Raw genomic sequence first — 16346 nt, 5'->3', positions numbered from 1 at the left:
TCGCGTCCGCGCTAGCCTCGAAGGTCCGCGATCAGTTCCCCGGCCGCCGCAAAGGGATCGAGTTCCCGCGCCACGACCCGCTCGGCGACGTCGGCGAGCCGTCCCCCGCCGCGCAGGTCGACCAGTTCGGCCCGCAACCGGCGGAGCGCGATGGCCTCGACCTCGTCCCGCGCCCGCGCCACCCGGCGCCGGGCCAGCTCGTCGTGCGCCACGAGCCAGTCGTGGTGCGCGGCCAGCGCTTGCACGACTTCGTCGACGCCCTCGCTCTTCGCCGCGACGGTCCGCACGATCGGCTGCCGCCAGCTCGCCCCACGGATTTCCCGGCGGGCCAAGGAGATCATCTGCTTGAGGTCGTGCACCGTGGCGTCGGCACCCTCGCGGTCGGCCTTGTTGACGACGAAGACGTCGGCGATCTCGAGCACGCCCGCCTTCGCGGCCTGGATGCCGTCGCCCATCCCGGGCGCGAGCAGCACCACCGTGGTGTCGGCCAGCTTCACGACGTCCACTTCGGACTGACCGACCCCGACGGTCTCGATGAGCACGACGTCGAACCCGGCGGCGTCGAGCACGCGCACGGCCTGCGGGGTCGCCCACGAGAGCCCGCCGAGGTGGCCTCGCGTGGCCATCGAGCGGATGAACACGCCGGGATCGGTGGCGTGCTCGGTCATCCGGATCCGGTCGCCGAGCAGCGCTCCGCCCGAAAACGGCGAAGACGGGTCGATGGCGAGGACCCCGACCCGCTTGCCCTCCGCGCGCAGCGCGGTGAGCAACGCCGACGTCGAAGTCGACTTGCCGACCCCGGGTGGTCCGGTGAGCCCGACGACGCGGGCCCGCCCGGTGTGCGGGGTCAGCGCCCGCGCGATCTCGGCGACGCGGGGGTGGGCGTCCTCGACGAGCGACAGCAGCCGCGCGACGGCACGGGGCTGCCCGTCCCGCGCGCGGCCGACGAGGTCGTCGAGGTCGAGTGGTCCGCTCACTTACGCCGACGGCACCCGCAGCAGCAGGGCGTCACCCTGGCCGCCGCCACCGCAGAGGGCGGCCGCGCCGAGCCCGCCGCCGCGGCGGCGCAGCTCGTGGATCAGGTGCACGGCGAGCCGGGCGCCGGACGCGCCGATCGGGTGGCCGAGGGCGATGGCGCCGCCGTTGACGTTGACCTTCTCCGGGTCGAGGCCGAGCTTCTCGGTCGACACGAGCCCGACGGCGGCGAACGCCTCGTTGATCTCGACGAGGTCGAGCGCGTCGGCGGAGAGGTTCGCCTTCGCCAGCGCGGCGAGGATGGCGTTCGACGGCTGCTCGTGCAGGCTCGCGTCGGGCCCGGCGACGACACCGTGCGCGCCGATCTCGGCGATCGGCGTGATGCCGAGTTCCTCGGCCTTCGCCTTGCTGGCCACGATGACAGCGGCGGCGCCGTCGGAGATCTGCGAGGCCGAGCCCGCGGTGATGGTGCCGTCGGAGGCGAAGGCCGGGCGGAGCTTGGCGAGGCCTTCGGCGGTGGTGTCGGCGCGGACCCCTTCGTCGGTGTCGAAGACGACCGGGTCGCCCTTGCGCTGCGGGATGGAGACCGGCGCGATCTCGTCGGCGAAGTAGCCGTTCTTGATGGCCTCGGCGGCGCGCTGGTGCGAGCGGGCGGAGAAGGCGTCCTGCTGCTCGCGGGTGACGCCGTAGCGCGAGTTGTACTTCTCCGTGGAGGCGCCCATGGCGACCTGGTCGAAGGCGCAGAAGAGGCCGTCGTAGGCCATGTGGTCGACGAGGGTGGTGTCGCCGTACTTGAAGCCGGAGCGGGACTTGGGCAGCAGGTGCGGCGCCTGGGTCATCGACTCCTGGCCGCCGGCGACGACGAGGTCGAACTCGCCGGCGCGGATGAGCTGGTCTGCGAGCGCGATGGCGTCGAGGCCGGAGAGGCAGACCTTGTTGATCGTCAGCGCGGGCACGCTCATCGGGATGCCCGCGGCGACCGCGGCCTGGCGGGCCGGGATCTGGCCGGCGCCGGCGGTCAGCACCTGGCCCATGATCGTGTACTGGACCGCGTCCGGGGAGACCCCGGCGCGTTCGAGGGCCGCCTTGATCGCGACCCCGCCCAGCTGAGCACCCGTGAAGTCCTTGAGGGAGCCCAGCAGGCGCCCGATCGGCGTACGGGCGGCACCCAGGATCACGGAACCGGACACGGCGTCCTCCAAGCATCGGCGCATGGGCAGTTTTCCCGACCATACCCGGGAGCAGGGCTTCTTGATGGAGCCAGTGTGAGGCGGGGCACGCGACGATTCCGCCTCCCGGCGGCGCGCGAGCCCCCTATCCTGCCTCCATGAATGACGCCCTGCGGCCGTTCGTGACGGCCATCGACCACGTCGGCATCGCGGTCCCGGACCTGGACGCGGCCATCGAGTTCCACCGCGAGCACTTCGGCCTGGAACTCACGCACGAGGAGGTGAGCGAAGAGCAGGGAGTGCGGGAGGCGATGCTGCGCGCCCCCGGCGCGGCGGGCACGGAGACGCAGGTCCAGCTCCTGGCGCCGATCCGCGAAGACTCACCGATCGGCAAGTTCCTGAGCAAGAGCGGCCCGGGCCTGCAGCAGCTGGCGTACCGCGTGTCCGATGTGGACGCAGCGGCGGCGGCCCTGCGCGCAAAGGGCCTGCGCGTGCTGTACGAGGAGGCGAAGAGGGGCACGTCCAACAGCAGGGTCAACTTCGTCCACCCGAAGGACACGGGCGGAGTGCTGGTGGAACTGGTCGAGCCGGCCAAGGACACCACGGCGCACTGACCCCAGGCGAACCCGTTCCACCGCAACAAGGCCACCGACGCGCGGCCGCACGCCCATGACAGAACCCGGGCGCGCGGCCGACCCGGCAGGCGGCCAGCGGTCGGCGGCGGGCCGGCTGGCTGGCGGCCGGCGGCAGGCCGGCAGCGGCAGGAAAGGCGGCCGTCGGCAGGCCGGCGACCGGTCGGCGGCCCGACGGCGGCAGGAAAGGGTGGCCGGTCGGCAGGCTGGCGGCGCCGGAAGGTCAGCCGGCCATTGCGGTCGGGCGCGGGCTCGGTACGCCGCCACCGCGGCGCGCCCCGCCGCGCCGCGCGGCCGCCGCGCCGCGGGGCGCCTGGCTGCCGGGCGGCGAGCGCCTGGCCACCGGGCCGCCGGGCGGCAGGCCGCCGAGCGGCAGGCCGCCGAGCGCGGGACGGGCGCCGGGCCATAGGGCGGCAGGCCACCGAGCGGCGGGCCGCCGAGCGCGGGACGGCGGGCGGCGCACCGCGCCGCCCGGCCAAGCACCCCCCGCTACGCCGGGGCGGCCTTCGACGCCAGTGCGTCGGCGATGAACGTCAGCTCGCCGTCGAACTCCGCTGGGAGGTCGTCTTCCGAATGGCGGGCCGTCGCGTGGCGGTGGCTGACCGCCCGGGCGAGCAGGCCCGACGCGCGGTCCACGTCCGCCGGGGGGAGGCCTCCGCCTGTTGCGGCCTGGATCACCGCTCGGACCTGGCGGACCAGGACCTGGAACCGCTCGTGGAGGGCGTCGCGGACCACGTGGTGTGTGTCGGCCTCGCGCCACAGCAGGTGGGAGAGGCCCAACGATCTGCTGAACCGGTGGTCGAGCTCGCGGACCAAGCGCCGCAGGCTGCCCGCCAGGTCGCCCGGGACCACCACCACCGCCGGCTCGATGCGCTCGTCCGGCAGGCGCTCGACCAGCGCCGTGAGCAGGTCCGACTTGTGGCGGAAGTAGTAGTGCACCAGCCCCTTCGGCACCCCGGCCTGCTCGGCTATCCGGGAGGTCGGGGTGGCGTCGAAGCCGGACTCGGCGAAGAGCGCCTCGGCGGCGCAGAGGATGCGCTCCTTCGCCGAATCCTCGGTCATCCGTGCCTCCTACGTGTCAGTGCTGGCCGGCCGTGCGGTGTGCGGCGTTCGCGACCGGCATCGCTGCCGCGCCGGCGATGACCGTCAGCACCCCGGCGATCCAGGACGTCCAGGAAGCGCCGTTGAACTCCGTGTACCCCATCACCCACGGCGCGATGAACAGCAGCACGCCGAGCGCGATCTGGACGCCCTCGCCGTAGACCATGCCCGGCATCGCCAGCGAGACCAGTCCGTCGAGGGCGATCAAGGCGCCCAGGACGACCATCGTCCACAGTGCGGTCGTGTCCGTGCTCAGCCAAAGGGGTGAAAGAGCGGCGACGACCCCGATCACGACCTCGGCCCAGTCGTGGGGGCGGGACCACGCGCGCATAGAGATTTCCCTCATTTCGTGCTCACCTCCGTCGGGTGGAACAGCTGGCCACCTCGAATGGTCCGCTTGACTGGCCGGCCGGTCAAGATTGATCGGTTACAGTTCGGCGTGTAATCGTGCTGTCCGTCTCCTACTGTTGTGGGCGCGTGTTACCGGCGAGTAATTTCTGCCGCCAACGCCGTTGACCCCCCATCTCCGCGGAGGAACCGATGACGCAGCTCGGCGAGATCCAGCAGGCCATCCTGACCGGCGAGTCCGCCGCGGTCGGCTCGTTGCCCGTGCCCGAGAGCTACCGTGGGGTGACCGTGCATGCCGACGAGGTCGACATGTTCGAGGGCCTCGAGAGCCGGGACAAGGACCCGCGTAAGTCGTTGCACGTCGATGACGTGCCCGTGCCGGAGCTGGGTCCGGGTGAGGCGCTGGTGGCGGTGATGGCCAGTGCCATCAACTACAACACCGTGTGGACCTCGATTTTCGAGCCGATCCCGACGTTCAAGTTCCTGAAGAAGTACGGGCGGCTTTCGCCGCTGGCCAAGCGGCACGATCTGCCGTATCACGTGGTGGGCTCGGATCTGTCGGGGGTGGTGCTGCGGACCGGGGTGGGGGTGCACAACTGGAAGCCGGGCGATGAGGTGGTCGCGCATTGCCTGAGTGTGGAGCTGGAGAGCCCGGACGGGCACAACGACACGATGCTCGACACCGAGCAGCGGATCTGGGGGTTCGAGACGAACTTCGGGGGGCTGGCGGAGCTTGCGCTGGTCAAGGCGAATCAGCTGATGCCGAAGCCGGATCACCTGACGTGGGAGGAGGCGGCTTCGCCGGGGCTGGTCAACTCCACTGCCTACCGGCAGCTGGTCTCGCGTAACGGCGCGGACATGAAGCAGGGTGATGTCGTGCTGATCTGGGGCGCTTCGGGTGGTTTGGGGTCGTATGCGACGCAGTACGCGCTGAACGGGGGTGCGATCCCGGTGTGTGTGGTGTCCAGTCCGGAGAAGGCGGCGATCTGCCGGAAGCTGGGGGCGGAGCTGATCATCGATCGCAGTGCGGAGGGGTATCGGTTCTGGAAGGACGAGCACGAGCAGGATCCGCGGGAGTGGCAGCGGTTCGGGGCGCGGATCCGGGAGCTGACCGGTGGGGAGGATCCGGACATCGTGTTCGAGCATCCGGGGCGGGAGACGTTCGGTGCGTCGGTGTATGCCGCGCGTAAGGGCGGGACGATCGTGACGTGTGCGTCGACGTCGGGGTACATGCATCAGTACGACAACCGGTATTTGTGGATGAACCTGAAGCGGATCGTCGGTTCGCATTTCGCGAACTACCGTGAGTCGTGGGAGGCGAACCGGCTGATCGCGAAGGGGTTGATCCATCCGACGTTGTCGAAGACGTATGCGTTGGAGGAGACCGGGCAGGCTGCGTTGGATGTGCACCGCAACGCCCATCAGGGCAAGGTCGGTGTGCTGGCGCTCGCGCCGCAGGAGGGTCTGGGGGTTCGTGACGAGGAGAAGCGCGCGAAGCACCTCGAAGGGATCAACGCGTTCCGCGGTGAGTGACACGCGGGCGGCGCCGGGAGCGGGCTCGCTCCCGGCGTCGGAAACCGACCGGGACCGGCCGGAATCCGCCAGTTCCCTTCGCCGCGGCAGGCCGTGCGTTCGGCGCACGGTACGGGTGCTCACCCTTCCGTGACCGGCCTGCGACTACGGTAGGCCCATGAGCCTTGGCGATGAACGGGAGCTTGTGCCGCTGGGAGCCGGCTTCGACGTGGCGAAGCGCGGGTACAGCCGAGCGCAGGTCGACGAGCACCTCGAACGGCTGGATGCCGACCTCAAGATGCTCACCGCGGATCGGGACGCCGCCATCGCGCAGGCGGGTGACCTGGCCCGCCAGCTGGAGATCGCGCGCGGCGAGATCGCGGACCTGCGCGGGCAGGTCGACCGGCTGGCCCAGCCGCCGACGAGCGTCGAAGGCCTGTCCGAGCGCCTCCAGCGGATGCTGCGCCTGGCGCAGGACGAGTCCGCCGACACGCGGGCCCGCGCCGAAGCCGAGGCCGGGCACATCCGGGCCAAGGCCGAGACGGACGCGAGCGCCATGCGCGCCCGCTACGAGCAGCTGCTCACCGAGCTCGACCTGCGGCGCAAGGAGATGGAGGCCGAGCACCGCAAGGTCCTCGAGGACGCGCGCGCGGAGGCCAAGAAGATCACCGACGAGGCCGAGGCGGAGCGCAAGCGGCTCGACACCGAGTCGCAGGAGCGCCGCACCAAGGTCGAAGAGGACTTCGAGATCGCGATGGCCTCGCGCCGCACCGAGGCGATGCGGGTGCTGGCCGAGCAGGAGGCGGCGAGCAAGGCCGAAGCCGCGCGGCGCGTCCAGGAGGCGACGCAGGACGCCGCCGACATCCGCGCGAAGGTCCTCGAAGAGGAGAAGGCGGCGAAGGCCGACATCGACCGCCGTCAGCGGGAGTCGGTGGCGGAGGCGAACAAGCGCCGCCAGGACTCGATCACCGAGGCCAACGCCCGGCTCGCCGAGGCCGCCGACGAGGCGCGGCGCCGGGTGACGACCGCCACCGAGGAGTCGAACCGGCGGATCACCCAGGCCAACGAGCGGGTCGACGCGCTGCGCAAGGTGCGCGGCGGGCTGGCCGAGCAGGTGCGCGCGGCGCGGGCGGTGCTGGCCGAGGCGCACACCGTCCTCGGCGACGAGGTCAAGGTGCCCGCCGAGGTCAAGGCCGACGTGGCGCCGCCCCAGGACGCCGTCGACGAGACCGAGCAGACGGTCCGGGTGCCCGACGTCGAGGAGACGATCCGGATCCGCGCCAGCGACGTCCCGAAGCCGAAGGCCGCGACCGGGCCCGGGGCCAAACCCGCGGCGAAGCCCACCCCCAAGCCGGCTCCCCGGCCGAGCGGAGCGCGGAAACCGACTGGCGAGTAACCTTCCACCCGACACGGGCGCGGACGAGCCTGCGCGGTCGGTACCGACCGGCTATCGTCCCTGCTCACGCGGGATCACCTGGAGGTTTTGCGCATGGGTGCGGCATATCGGACCGTGGTGGTGGGCACGGACGGCTCGGAGTCCTCGTTCGCGGCGGTGGACCGCGCGGCGGCGGTGGCCGGCGACGCGGGCGCCACGCTCGTCATCGCGTGTGCGTTCTACCCGGCCAGCCAGTCCGACGTCGACAAGGCTCAGGACGCCCTCGGTGACGAGGCGTACCAGGTCGTCGGCTCGGCGCCGGCCGAAGACACCCTGCAGTCGGCCCGGGACCGGGCCGCGCGCGCGGGGGCCGAGAAGATCGACACAGTCGCGGTCAAGGGCGACCCGGTCGACTCGCTGCGCAAGGTGGTCAAGGAGCGCGAGGCCGACCTGCTGGTGGTCGGCAACCGCGGCCTGAACACGATCGCCGGCCGGATCCTGGGCTCGGTGCCATCCGAGGTGGCCCGCAAGTCCGGCGTGGACGTGCTGATCGTCCACACGACCTGACGTGACCGATCCGAGCGAGGAGCTTCAGCAGCGGCTCGAACGCGTCCTGCTCGGCGGCAGGCGGAAGTACACCCGGCTCGAGGTGGCGGAGAAGGCCGGCGTGCCCGACGAACGGTCACGCCGGCTCTGGCGCGCGCTGGGCTTCGCGACCGTGCGCGACGACGAGGTGGTCTTCACCGATGCCGACGTCGAAGCCATGCGGACCGCCGACCAGCTGGTGCAGTCCGGGCTGATCGACCCGAGCATCGAGGTGCCGGTGACGCGCGCGCTCGGCCAGCACCTGTCGCGGCTGGCCGAGTGGCAGGTCGACATGCTGTGGGAGCTGATCCGGGAGCAGCCGGAGCTGGGCCGCAGCGAACGCCAGGTGACCCGCCTGGTCGACCGGCTGCTGCCCGAGCTCGAGCGGGTGCAGAACTTCGTCTGGCGGCGGCACCTGGCGGCGTACGCGGGCCGGGCGTTCGCGGCTGCGGGCGACAACGTCGAGGCCCGCACCGAGGTGGTCGGGTTCGTCGACATGGTCGGCTACACGCGCCTGACGCGCCAGATCGGCGAGGACGAGCTGAGCCGGGTGCTCGACGCGTTCGAGACGCTGGCGACCGAAGTGATCGCCGAGCACCACGGCCGCGTGGTGAAGATGATCGGCGACGAGGTCCTGTTCGTGGCGGACTCCCCCGTCGACGCGGCGGAGATCGCCCTGACGCTGACCGAGCGCACGTCGGCGGACGAGACACTGCCGGCGGTCCGCGCGGGCATGGCCTCGGGCCGCATCCTGTCGCGGTTCGGCGACGTCTACGGCTCGGTGGTCAACCTGGCGGCCCGGCTGACGTCGGTGGCCCGGCCGGGCACGATCCTGGTCGACCGCGAACTGGCGACGGAGCTGGCGGAGGAGGCGGCGTACGAGCTGCGGGTCCGCAGGCCGGTGACGGTCCGCGGCTACAACCGCCTCCGCCCGGCGGCCCTGCGCCGCGCCCAGGAGGCGCCGACGGGGATGTTCGCGAGTTCCCAGCAGCTGGCGGCGGAGATGCTGGGGCTCACGGACCCGGCCGCCGACGCGGCGATCCCGGAGAGCGAAGAGCCGCGCCCACGCCGCCGCCGTCGGGGACGCCTGCGCTGAACGGGCTCGGCCGGCCGGCGAGCGCGCACGACGAAGCCCGCCCGGTGGGTACACTTTCGGCTTTCGCGTGACGGTGGGAGGTACGCGTGGCCGGGCACTACGCCGAAGCCGGCAAGGGGGCGGCGCGGTCGTCCGCGGTGTTCATTTCGTACGCCAAGGAGCAGGACGACCCGGCCCACGAGGAGTCCGTGCTGCGGCTGTGGGAGTTGCTGCGGTCCTACGGGGTCGACGCCCGGCTCGACCTGGCCGAGGCGTCGCAGCGCCGGGACTGGGCGCTGTGGCGGACGCAGCAGATTCGGGAAGCCGGCTACGTGCTGGTGATCGCTTCGCCCGCGTACCGCCGGCATGCCGAGGGCCGCGGTGAGGCGTCCGAGGAGCGCAGCGTCCAATGGGAAGCGCGGCTGATCCGCGACGCGTTCTTCGCCGACCAGCGGACGCTGCACCGGGTCGTCCCCGTCGTCCTGCCCGGCCGGAGCGAGCACGATGTGCCGGACTTCCTGGGATCGGACGTGTACCCGGTGACGGACTTCACGCTCGAAGGCGCGGAGCGGCTCCTGCGGCTGCTCACCGACCAGCCGGAGATCGTCGAGCCGCCGCTGGGAGCCAAGCCGGATCTGAAGCCGCGGAAGGCTTCACCGTCCACACCGGTACGGCGGCACCCCGCCCACGTGCACAACGAGGCCCACGACGTCAGCGGCTTCCTGATCCAGGTCGGCAGCGTGGGCTCGATGACGGTTCCCGGGCCGTCCGGCGTCCGACCCGGCGAAGGTGCCGATCCGCGGACGAAACGAGCTTTCGAGGCCGCCTGCCGAGCCGCGGGGCTGGGCGATCCGACCGGCCCGGTCTTCGCGGAAGGACCGGGTTTCGTCCAGCACTTCGCCGACGACACCGTCCTGTGTGCCCTCGCCGGGAGGAAGGCGGTGACCGTCGCCGGTCCCGTCTGGGACGACCTCTCGGCCTTGCCGGGTTTCCCGGACAGCACCGGCTTCCCGACCGAGTCCGCCGACGCCACCGCCCGGGTGGTCGACCTCGACGGCGGAGCTTGGGGCGCGGGAACCCTCCTCCGTGACCTCGAACCGCGGTGGCAGCCCCAACCGCGGCTCAGCATGGAGGCCTGGGAAGCTTTCCAATTGCCGGTGGCCAACCCCTTGACCTTGACCGTGCGCGCCATCGCGACCCTGCCGTTGCGGCTGGACGACGACCTCGAGATCACCCGGCGGACTCGCGAGCGGCTTGAAGCGGCCCTCTCGTACGCCGAGATCAGCGCACACACATCAGGCTCGTGGGAGCGCGCCGGTCGCCAGACCGGACGTGACGCCCGGTACGACCGGATCGACGGCCCGGCGTCCGTGCGCCTCATCCTTCCGAACACCCTGTCCTCGGCGATCACGGTTTCCGTCGAAGTCGAGGCGACCCCGCGGATCACCGCGCCCGAGATCGTGGACCTGTGGACGGCCGCGTGGGGCACCGCGACCACCACGGTGCCCGGCGTCCTCGTACCCGACCCCGAGACCGCCGCGCTGCTGGCTCCGCCGACGGTGGAACTGCACGTCAAGACGTACAGCCCGTGGCCGGACCCGTTCGATCTGTCCGCGTTCGGCGACGGGCAGCCGGGGGACGAGGGGGCGGTGACCGTGGTCGCCCCGATCGGGTTCGACCTTCTGCAGCGGCGGCACTGGGCCGCGAAAGCCCTGACCCGCCTGGCCCGCGGCTGGGGTTACGCCGACGCCGACGAGTCCGACCTGGTGTGACTCAGGCGTCGAAGTCCACGGTGAGGGTGTCCGACACCGGGTACGACTGGCACGTCAGCACGAACCCCGCCTCGACCTCCGCCTCCTCCAGCGCGAAGTTGCGCCGCAGGTCGACCTTGCCCTCCGTCACCTTCGCGCGGCACGTCCCGCACACCCCGCCCTTGCACGCGAACGGCAGGTCCGGGCGGAACTTCTGCGCCCCGTCGAGCACCGACGACGAGCGCGGCAGCGTCATCGGGGTCGACCGGCCGTCCAGGACCACCGACACCTCCGACGACTCGCCCGCCACCGCCGGGTCGAGGTGCTCCACCGGGGCCGGGGGCGTGTCCACGTAGAACAGCTCCTGGTGGATCCGCGCGCGCGGCACGTCCAGGGACGCCAGCAGCTCCTGCGCGCCCGTCACCATCTCGAACGGGCCGCACAGCCACCAGTGGTCCACCGACGGCACCGGCACCAGGGTCGAGAACAGCGTGCGCAGCTTCGGGACGTCCAGGCGGCCGCTGAACAGCTCCGCCTCGCGGGGTTCGCGCGAGAGCACGTGGATCAGCTCCAGCCGCGACGGCGCCCGGTCCTTCAGGTCCGCCAGCTCGTCGGCGAACATCACCGTGTCCGTGCGGCGGTTGCCGTAGAGCACCGTCACCGTCGCGTCCGGGGTGTCCAGCAGGGACGCCACGATCGACAGCACCGGCGTGATGCCCGAGCCCGCCGCGATCAGGACGTGGTGACCGCCCGCGGACAGGTCCGGCGTGAACGAGCCCGTCGGGGGCGCCACCTCGATCGTGTCACCCGGGCGCACCTCGCCGACCAGCCACGACGAGAAGCAGCCGTCCGGCACGAGGCGGACGCCCACCCGCGGCGGGGCGCCCGCCGGGGCGCAGATCGAGTACGAGCGGCGCTCGTCACGGCCGTCGATCGACCGCCGCAGGGTCAGGGACTGACCCGGCTTGAAGGCGAACTCCGCCGAAAGATCCGCAGGCACGTCGAACGTCACCGCGACCGCGTCGTCGCACAGCCGCTCGACGCCCGCCACCTTGAGCGAGTGAAACTGCGCCACTTCAGATCTCCTTGACGTGCTCGAACGGCTCCAGGCACGCGCGGCAACGCCGCAGCGCCTTGCACGCCGTCGCGCCGAAACGGGACTGCTCTTCGGTGTCCGCCGACCCGCACAACGGACAGCGGACCGCCGACACCGGCGCCGACAGCGTCAACGGGATCGGCCCCGACCGCCGCGGCGCCGCACCCGGCGGCGCGATACCGGCCGCGGCCAGCTTTTCCCGCCCCGACGGGGAAATCCAGTCCGACGTCCAGGCCGGCGCCAGCTGCGTCCGGATCTCGACGTCGGAGAAACCCGCCGTGAGCAGGGCGTGCTCCAGGTCGTCGCGCATGGTGTCCATCGCCGGGCAGCCCGTGTACGTCGGCGTGATCGCGACGACGACCCGCCCCTCGGACTCCGACACCGACCGCAGCACGCCCAGGTCCGCCAGCGTCAGCATCGGCAGCTCCGGGTCGGTGACCGTGGCGGCCACGGCGGCGGCGGTCACCACTTCGCGTCCGGCATGGCCCGGGCGACGCTCTGCAGCTCCGCCAGCAGGTAGCCGAAGGACTCGGTGTGGACGCCGTCGCGGCCCGTCCGGCCCGACACGCCGGCCAGCTCGCCCGACGACGGCCGCACCAAGGTGGCCGCGGCCAGGGCCTGGTCCAGGACCGCGTCGAACTCCGGCCGCAGCGAGGCCGCGTCCACGAACTCCAGCGGGTGCGTGCGGAACAGCTCCCCCACGTACGGCCAGACCGCGTCGAGCCCCTCCTGCATCCGTTCGTGCGACAACGGCGTCCCGTCGCCGAGGCGGACGAGCCACTGCGCCGCGTAGTCGCGGTGGTAGGTCAGTTCCTTGACGCCCTTGTCCGCGATGGCCGCCAGCACCGGGTCCACCGACGACTCGAGCCGCTGGAACAGCGCCAGCCGCCAGGTCGAGAACACGAACAGCCGCGCGATCAGGTGCCCGAAGTGGCCACCGCCCAGCTCGGCGAGCCGGACGTGCCGGAACTCGTGCTCCGCGCGCTCGAACGCGTAGGAGTCCTCCGAGCGGCCGGAGCCGTCGGCCTTCCCGGCCCGCGCCAGCAGCAGGCGCGCCTGGCCCAGCAGGTCCAGGGCGATGTTCGCGATGGCGACCTCGTCCTCCAGCTCGGGGGCGTTGGTGCACCACTCCTGCAGCCGGTGGGAGAAGATCAGCGCGTCGTCGCCCAGCATCAGGCCGTACGCGGCGAGCGCCGCACCGTCCACACCGGACGGAACCGAGGTGTCCACCCCGGACAGCGGGTCCTCGAAGCCGGTGCCGAACGCCCAGCGGGCGTCGTTCTCCTCGGTCAGCGACTCGTAGACGTTGTCGAAGCTCATATGTGCGGCACCTCCTCGGGGATTTCGTAGAACGTCGGGTGCCGGTAGACCTTGTCGCCGCTGGGTGCGAAGAACGGGTCCTTCTCGTCCGGCGACGACGCCGTGATGTCCGCCGCCCGCACGACCCAGATGGACACGCCTTCGTTGCGGCGGGTGTAGAGGTCACGCGCGTGGTGCAGCGCCATCTGGTCGTCGGCCGCGTGCAGCGACCCGACGTGCACGTGGTTGAGGCCGCGCTTGCCGCGGACGAACACCTCGTACAGCGGCCAGTCGTGCTTGAGCGGGCCCGGCGCGGCGGGGACGCCCTCCAGCGGGACGGCTCCGTGGCCGCCCTCGGCGGTCAGGTCGGTCACTTGCGCTCCTTCTTCGAGGCGTGGGCGACGGCGGCTTCCCGCACCCACGCGCCGTCTTCGTGCGCGCGACGCCGGTGCGCGATCCGCTGCGCGTTGCACGGGCCGTTGCCCTTCAGGACGTTCTTGAACTCGTCCCAGTCGACCGCGCCGAAGTCGTGGTGCCCGCGTTCGGCGTTCCACTTCAGGTCGGGGTCCGGGAAGGTGACGCCGAGGGCCTCGGCCTGCGGCACCGACATGTCCACGAACCGCTGCCGCAGCTCGTCGTTGGTGTGGCGCTTGACCTTCCACGCCATCGACTGCGCGGTGTTCGGCGAGTCGGCGTCCGGCGGGCCGAACATCATCAGTGACGGCCACCACCAGCGGTCCACGGCTTCCTGGACCATGTCCCGCTGCTGCTGGGTGCCCTTCATCATCGTCATCAGCAGCTCGTAGCCCTGCCGCTGGTGGAAGGACTCCTCCTTGCAGATCCGGATCATCGCCCGCGCGTACGGCCCGTACGACGACCGGCACAGCGGCACCTGGTTGCAGATCGCCGCGCCGTCGACCAGCCAGCCGATCACGCCGACGTCGGCGAAGGTCAGCGTCGGGTAGTTGAAGATCGACGAGTACTTCTGCCGGCCGGTGATCAGCTTGTCGGTCAGGTCGGCGCGGTCGGCGCCCAGCGTCGCCGCGGCCGAGTACAGGTAGAGCCCGTGGCCGGCCTCGTCCTGGACCTTGGCCAGCAGGATCGCCTTGCGCCGCAGCGACGGCGCGCGCGTGATCCAGTTGCCCTCGGGCTGCATGCCGATGATCTCCGAGTGCGCGTGCTGCGCGATCTGCCGGATCATCGTCTTGCGGTAGCCCTCGGGCACCCAGTCGCGCGGCTCGATGCGCTGGTCGCGCTCGATGGTGTGCTCGAAGTGTCCTTCCAGCGAAACAGTGGCCGTCACGGCTGCTCCTTCGAAACCAGCGTCAGGACGTCGTACTTGGCCACCGACTCGCCCTCGGCGTTGGTGACGTCGGCGTCCCAGCGGACCTCGCCGTACTCCTGGTCGATCCGCGGGGTGATCTGCTTCGCGGTCAACGTCACCGTCAGCGAGTCGCCGACCTTGACCGGGGTCAGGAACCGCAGGTTCTCCAGGCCGTAGTTGGCCAGCACGGGGCCCGGCTCGGGCGAGACGAACAGCCCCGCGGCGAAGGAGACGACCAGGTAGCCGTGCGCGACGATCCCGCCGAACAGCGGGTTGGCGGCCGCCGCCTCGGGGTCGGTGTGCGCGTAGAACGTGTCGCCGGTGAACTCGGCGAAGTGGTCGACGTCGGCCTGCGAAACGACCCGCGGCCCGGCGACGACCGAGTCGCCGATGCGCAGCTCGGCCAGGGACTTCCGGAACGGGTGGACGTCGCCCTCGGTGCGCGGGGCGCCGGTCACCCAGCGGCCGGTGACCGCGGAAAGCACGGCGGGCGAGCCCTGCACGGCGGTGCGCTGCATGTGGTGCAGCACGCCCCGGATGCCGCCCATCTCTTCGCCGCCGCCCGCGCGGCCCGGGCCGCCGTGGACCAGCTGCGGCATCGGCGAGCCGTGCCCGGTGGACTCCTTCGCGTCCTCGGCGTCCAGCACCAGCAGGCGGCCGTGGAACGGCGCCGCGCCGAGCACGACCTCGCGCACGAACTCCTGGTCCGCGCTGACCACGGACCCGGCCAGGCTGCCGCCGCCGCGCGCGGCGAAGTCGACGACCTGCTCGGTGGACGTGTACGGCATCAGCGTCGAGACCGGGCCGAACGCCTCGACCTCGTGCGGCTCGGAGCGTTCCGGGTCGGCCTTGAGCAGCACCGGCGAGATGAACGCGCCGCGCTCGGCGTCGGCGTCGACCACAGAGACGTTTTCCGGGTCGCCGAACACGACGCTGCCGGCGTCCAGCAGCGCCTTCAGCGACCGCCGGACCTCCTCGCGCTGCTCCAGGCTGGCCAGCGCACCCATCCGGACGCCCTCGGCCGCCGGGTTGCCGACCGTCACCTTCGCCAGCCGGGCCGAGGCTGCCTCAGCGACGTCGTCCAGCAGCGAGGCCGGGACGAACGCGCGGCGGATGGCGGTGCACTTCTGGCCCGCCTTGACCGTCATCTCGGTGGTCAGCTGCTTGACGAACAGGTCGAACTCGGTCGTGCCCTTGACCGCGTCCGGGCCGAGGATCGAGCAGTTCAGCGAGTCGGCCTCGGCGTTGAACCGGACCGCGTTGCGCACGATCGCCGAGTGGGTCCGCAGCTTCTGGGCCGTCGACGCCGAGCCGGTGAACGACACCAGGTCCTGCGCGGTGACGTGGTCGAGCAGATCGCCGACGCTGCCGGCGACGAACTGGAGCGAGCCCTCCGGCAGGATGCCGGCCTCGATGATCAGCTCGACCAGCCGCGCGGTCAGGTACGCCGTCGAGCTGGCCGGCTTGACCAGGCTCGGGACCCCGGCCAGGAACGCGGGCGCGAACTTCTCCAGCGGCCCCCACACCGGGAAGTTGAACGCGTTGATCTGGACGGCGACGCCCCGCAGCGGGGTCGCGATGTGCTGCGCGACGAACGTGCCGCCGCGGGAGAGCGGCTCCACCGCGCCCTCGACGTAGACGGTGTCGTTCGGCAGCTCGCGCTTGCCCTTGGAGCCGTAGCTGAACAGGACGCCGATGCCGCCGTCGATGTCGAACTTCGAGTCACCGAGGGTGGCGCCGGTGCGCGCGGAGAGGGCGTACAACTCCTCGCGGTGCTCGCGCAGGTGCGAGGCCAGGGCCTTCAGCAGCGCCGCACGCTGGTGGAACGTCAGTTCGCGCAGGGCCGGGCCGCCCACCCGGCGGCCGTACTCCAGGGCGGCCGCGAAGTCGACACCCTTCGACGAGATCCGGGCGACCTCCTCGCCGGTGGCCGCGTCGTGCAGCGGGACGCCCTCGTCCGCCGCGGTGTGCCAGCTCCCGGAGACGTAGCTGCGCAGCAATGCCATCAGGTCCCTCTCGCCGAATTACCTACCGGACGTTCAGTTAATCGCATGGTAGCCGTCGCGCCCGAAGATCGGAAGGGGGCGACGCTTGACACCGGCCC

The 16346-nt window shown here is 71.8% G+C and carries 16 protein-coding genes; 6 read left to right on the top strand and 10 right to left on the bottom strand.

The genetic code is table 11. The features are described 5' to 3' along the window. Positions 1-11: 11 nt before the first annotated feature. Together meaB and ABZW17_RS00225 are read right to left on the bottom strand one after the other, a co-directional pair. Positions 12-977 carry a methylmalonyl Co-A mutase-associated GTPase MeaB gene (meaB, locus tag ABZW17_RS00230; RefSeq protein ID WP_354808125.1) on the bottom strand — a complete coding sequence of 322 codons (966 nt, stop codon included), beginning with the start codon at positions 975-977 and terminating at the stop codon, positions 12-14. Beyond that, on the bottom strand, positions 978-2165 hold the full coding sequence (locus ABZW17_RS00225; protein WP_354808124.1) for an acetyl-CoA C-acetyltransferase: 1188 nt from the start codon (positions 2163-2165) through the stop codon (positions 978-980). A 137-nt stretch (positions 2166-2302) separates the two neighbouring features. Here ABZW17_RS00225 and mce point away from each other — a divergent pair, with 137 nt between their 5' ends. Next, positions 2303-2758 carry a methylmalonyl-CoA epimerase gene (gene mce, locus ABZW17_RS00220; protein ID WP_354808123.1) on the top strand — a complete coding sequence of 152 codons (456 nt, stop codon included), beginning with the start codon at positions 2303-2305 and terminating at the stop codon, positions 2756-2758. 507 nt (positions 2759-3265) lie between these two features. Here mce and ABZW17_RS00215 read toward each other — a convergent pair. After that, positions 3266-3838 carry a TetR/AcrR family transcriptional regulator gene (locus ABZW17_RS00215; protein WP_354808122.1) on the bottom strand — a complete coding sequence of 191 codons (573 nt, stop codon included), beginning with the start codon at positions 3836-3838 and terminating at the stop codon, positions 3266-3268. A 16-nt stretch (positions 3839-3854) separates the two neighbouring features. Continuing rightward, complete coding sequence (locus ABZW17_RS00210; protein WP_354808121.1) at positions 3855-4223, bottom strand: SPW repeat protein; 369 nt, start codon at positions 4221-4223, stop codon at positions 3855-3857. A gap of 194 nt (positions 4224-4417) precedes the next feature. On the opposite strand from ABZW17_RS00210, the gene ccrA reads away from it, so the two are divergent. The 5 genes from ccrA to ABZW17_RS00185 all read left to right on the top strand — a co-directional run bounded on the left by ccrA (position 4418) and on the right by ABZW17_RS00185 (position 10544). After that, a complete protein-coding gene (gene ccrA, locus ABZW17_RS00205; RefSeq protein WP_354808120.1) occupies positions 4418-5758 on the top strand; it encodes a crotonyl-CoA carboxylase/reductase in 1341 nt (446 codons plus the stop codon). A gap of 157 nt (positions 5759-5915) precedes the next feature. Then, a complete protein-coding gene (locus ABZW17_RS00200; protein ID WP_354808119.1) occupies positions 5916-7133 on the top strand; it encodes a chromosome segregation protein in 1218 nt (405 codons plus the stop codon). A gap of 93 nt (positions 7134-7226) precedes the next feature. Continuing rightward, positions 7227-7679 (top strand): universal stress protein, encoded by a 453-nt coding sequence (locus tag ABZW17_RS00195; protein WP_354808118.1) that lies wholly within the window; start codon positions 7227-7229, stop codon positions 7677-7679. 1 nt (position 7680) lies between these two features. Further along, positions 7681-8793 (top strand): adenylate/guanylate cyclase domain-containing protein, encoded by a 1113-nt coding sequence (locus tag ABZW17_RS00190; RefSeq protein ID WP_354808117.1) that lies wholly within the window; start codon positions 7681-7683, stop codon positions 8791-8793. An 86-nt stretch (positions 8794-8879) separates the two neighbouring features. Continuing rightward, the gene (locus tag ABZW17_RS00185; RefSeq protein WP_354808116.1) at positions 8880-10544 is read left to right on the top strand and encodes a toll/interleukin-1 receptor domain-containing protein; all 1665 of its coding nucleotides are present in this window, start codon (positions 8880-8882) and stop codon (positions 10542-10544) included. Position 10545: 1 nt separating this feature from the next. On the opposite strand, the gene paaE is transcribed toward ABZW17_RS00185, so the two are convergent. The 6 genes from paaE to paaZ are packed head-to-tail and all read right to left on the bottom strand — an operon-like array spanning position 10546 to position 16248. After that, complete coding sequence (gene paaE, locus ABZW17_RS00180; RefSeq protein ID WP_354808115.1) at positions 10546-11598, bottom strand: 1,2-phenylacetyl-CoA epoxidase subunit PaaE; 1053 nt, start codon at positions 11596-11598, stop codon at positions 10546-10548. 1 nt (position 11599) lies between these two features. Beyond that, complete coding sequence (gene paaD / locus ABZW17_RS00175; RefSeq protein WP_354808114.1) at positions 11600-12088, bottom strand: 1,2-phenylacetyl-CoA epoxidase subunit PaaD; 489 nt, start codon at positions 12086-12088, stop codon at positions 11600-11602. Further along, positions 12082-12939, bottom strand: coding sequence for a 1,2-phenylacetyl-CoA epoxidase subunit PaaC (gene paaC / locus ABZW17_RS00170; protein ID WP_354808113.1), 858 nt, complete (start codon positions 12937-12939; stop codon positions 12082-12084). The genes paaD and paaC overlap by 7 nt, the downstream gene beginning before the upstream one ends. Continuing rightward, on the bottom strand, positions 12936-13250 hold the full coding sequence (gene paaB / locus ABZW17_RS00165) for a 1,2-phenylacetyl-CoA epoxidase subunit PaaB (protein WP_354808595.1): 315 nt from the start codon (positions 13248-13250) through the stop codon (positions 12936-12938). Before paaB ends, paaC begins: the two co-directional genes overlap by 4 nt. Before the next feature lie 38 nt (positions 13251-13288). Beyond that, positions 13289-14221 (bottom strand): 1,2-phenylacetyl-CoA epoxidase subunit PaaA, encoded by a 933-nt coding sequence (paaA, locus tag ABZW17_RS00160; protein ID WP_354808112.1) that lies wholly within the window; start codon positions 14219-14221, stop codon positions 13289-13291. Further along, positions 14218-16248 carry a phenylacetic acid degradation bifunctional protein PaaZ gene (paaZ, locus tag ABZW17_RS00155; RefSeq protein ID WP_354808111.1) on the bottom strand — a complete coding sequence of 677 codons (2031 nt, stop codon included), beginning with the start codon at positions 16246-16248 and terminating at the stop codon, positions 14218-14220. The genes paaA and paaZ overlap by 4 nt, the downstream gene beginning before the upstream one ends. Positions 16249-16346: the final 98 nt, after the last annotated feature.

Origin of the sequence: Amycolatopsis sp. NPDC004625 (assembly GCF_040609695.1) — a bacterium.
GTDB lineage: Bacteria > Actinomycetota > Actinomycetes > Mycobacteriales > Pseudonocardiaceae > Amycolatopsis.
This window is presented reverse-complemented; position numbering and strand designations above follow the sequence as displayed.

Bases quoted from the DNA above. Each gene is read 5' to 3' on its own strand.
- mce (WP_354808123.1), top strand. From the start codon at position 2,303: ATGAATGACGCCCTGCGGCCGTTCGTGACGGCCATCGACCACGTCGGC.
- ABZW17_RS00215 (WP_354808122.1), bottom strand. From the start codon at position 3,838: ATGACCGAGGATTCGGCGAAGGAGCGCATCCTCTGCGCCGCCGAGGCG.
- ABZW17_RS00210 (WP_354808121.1), bottom strand. From the start codon at position 4,223: ATGAGGGAAATCTCTATGCGCGCGTGGTCCCGCCCCCACGACTGGGCC.
- ccrA (WP_354808120.1), top strand. From the start codon at position 4,418: ATGACGCAGCTCGGCGAGATCCAGCAGGCCATCCTGACCGGCGAGTCC.
- ABZW17_RS00200 (WP_354808119.1), top strand. From the start codon at position 5,916: ATGAGCCTTGGCGATGAACGGGAGCTTGTGCCGCTGGGAGCCGGCTTC.
- ABZW17_RS00195 (WP_354808118.1), top strand. From the start codon at position 7,227: ATGGGTGCGGCATATCGGACCGTGGTGGTGGGCACGGACGGCTCGGAG.
- paaC (WP_354808113.1), bottom strand. From the start codon at position 12,939: ATGAGCTTCGACAACGTCTACGAGTCGCTGACCGAGGAGAACGACGCC.
- paaZ (WP_354808111.1), bottom strand. From the start codon at position 16,248: ATGGCATTGCTGCGCAGCTACGTCTCCGGGAGCTGGCACACCGCGGCG.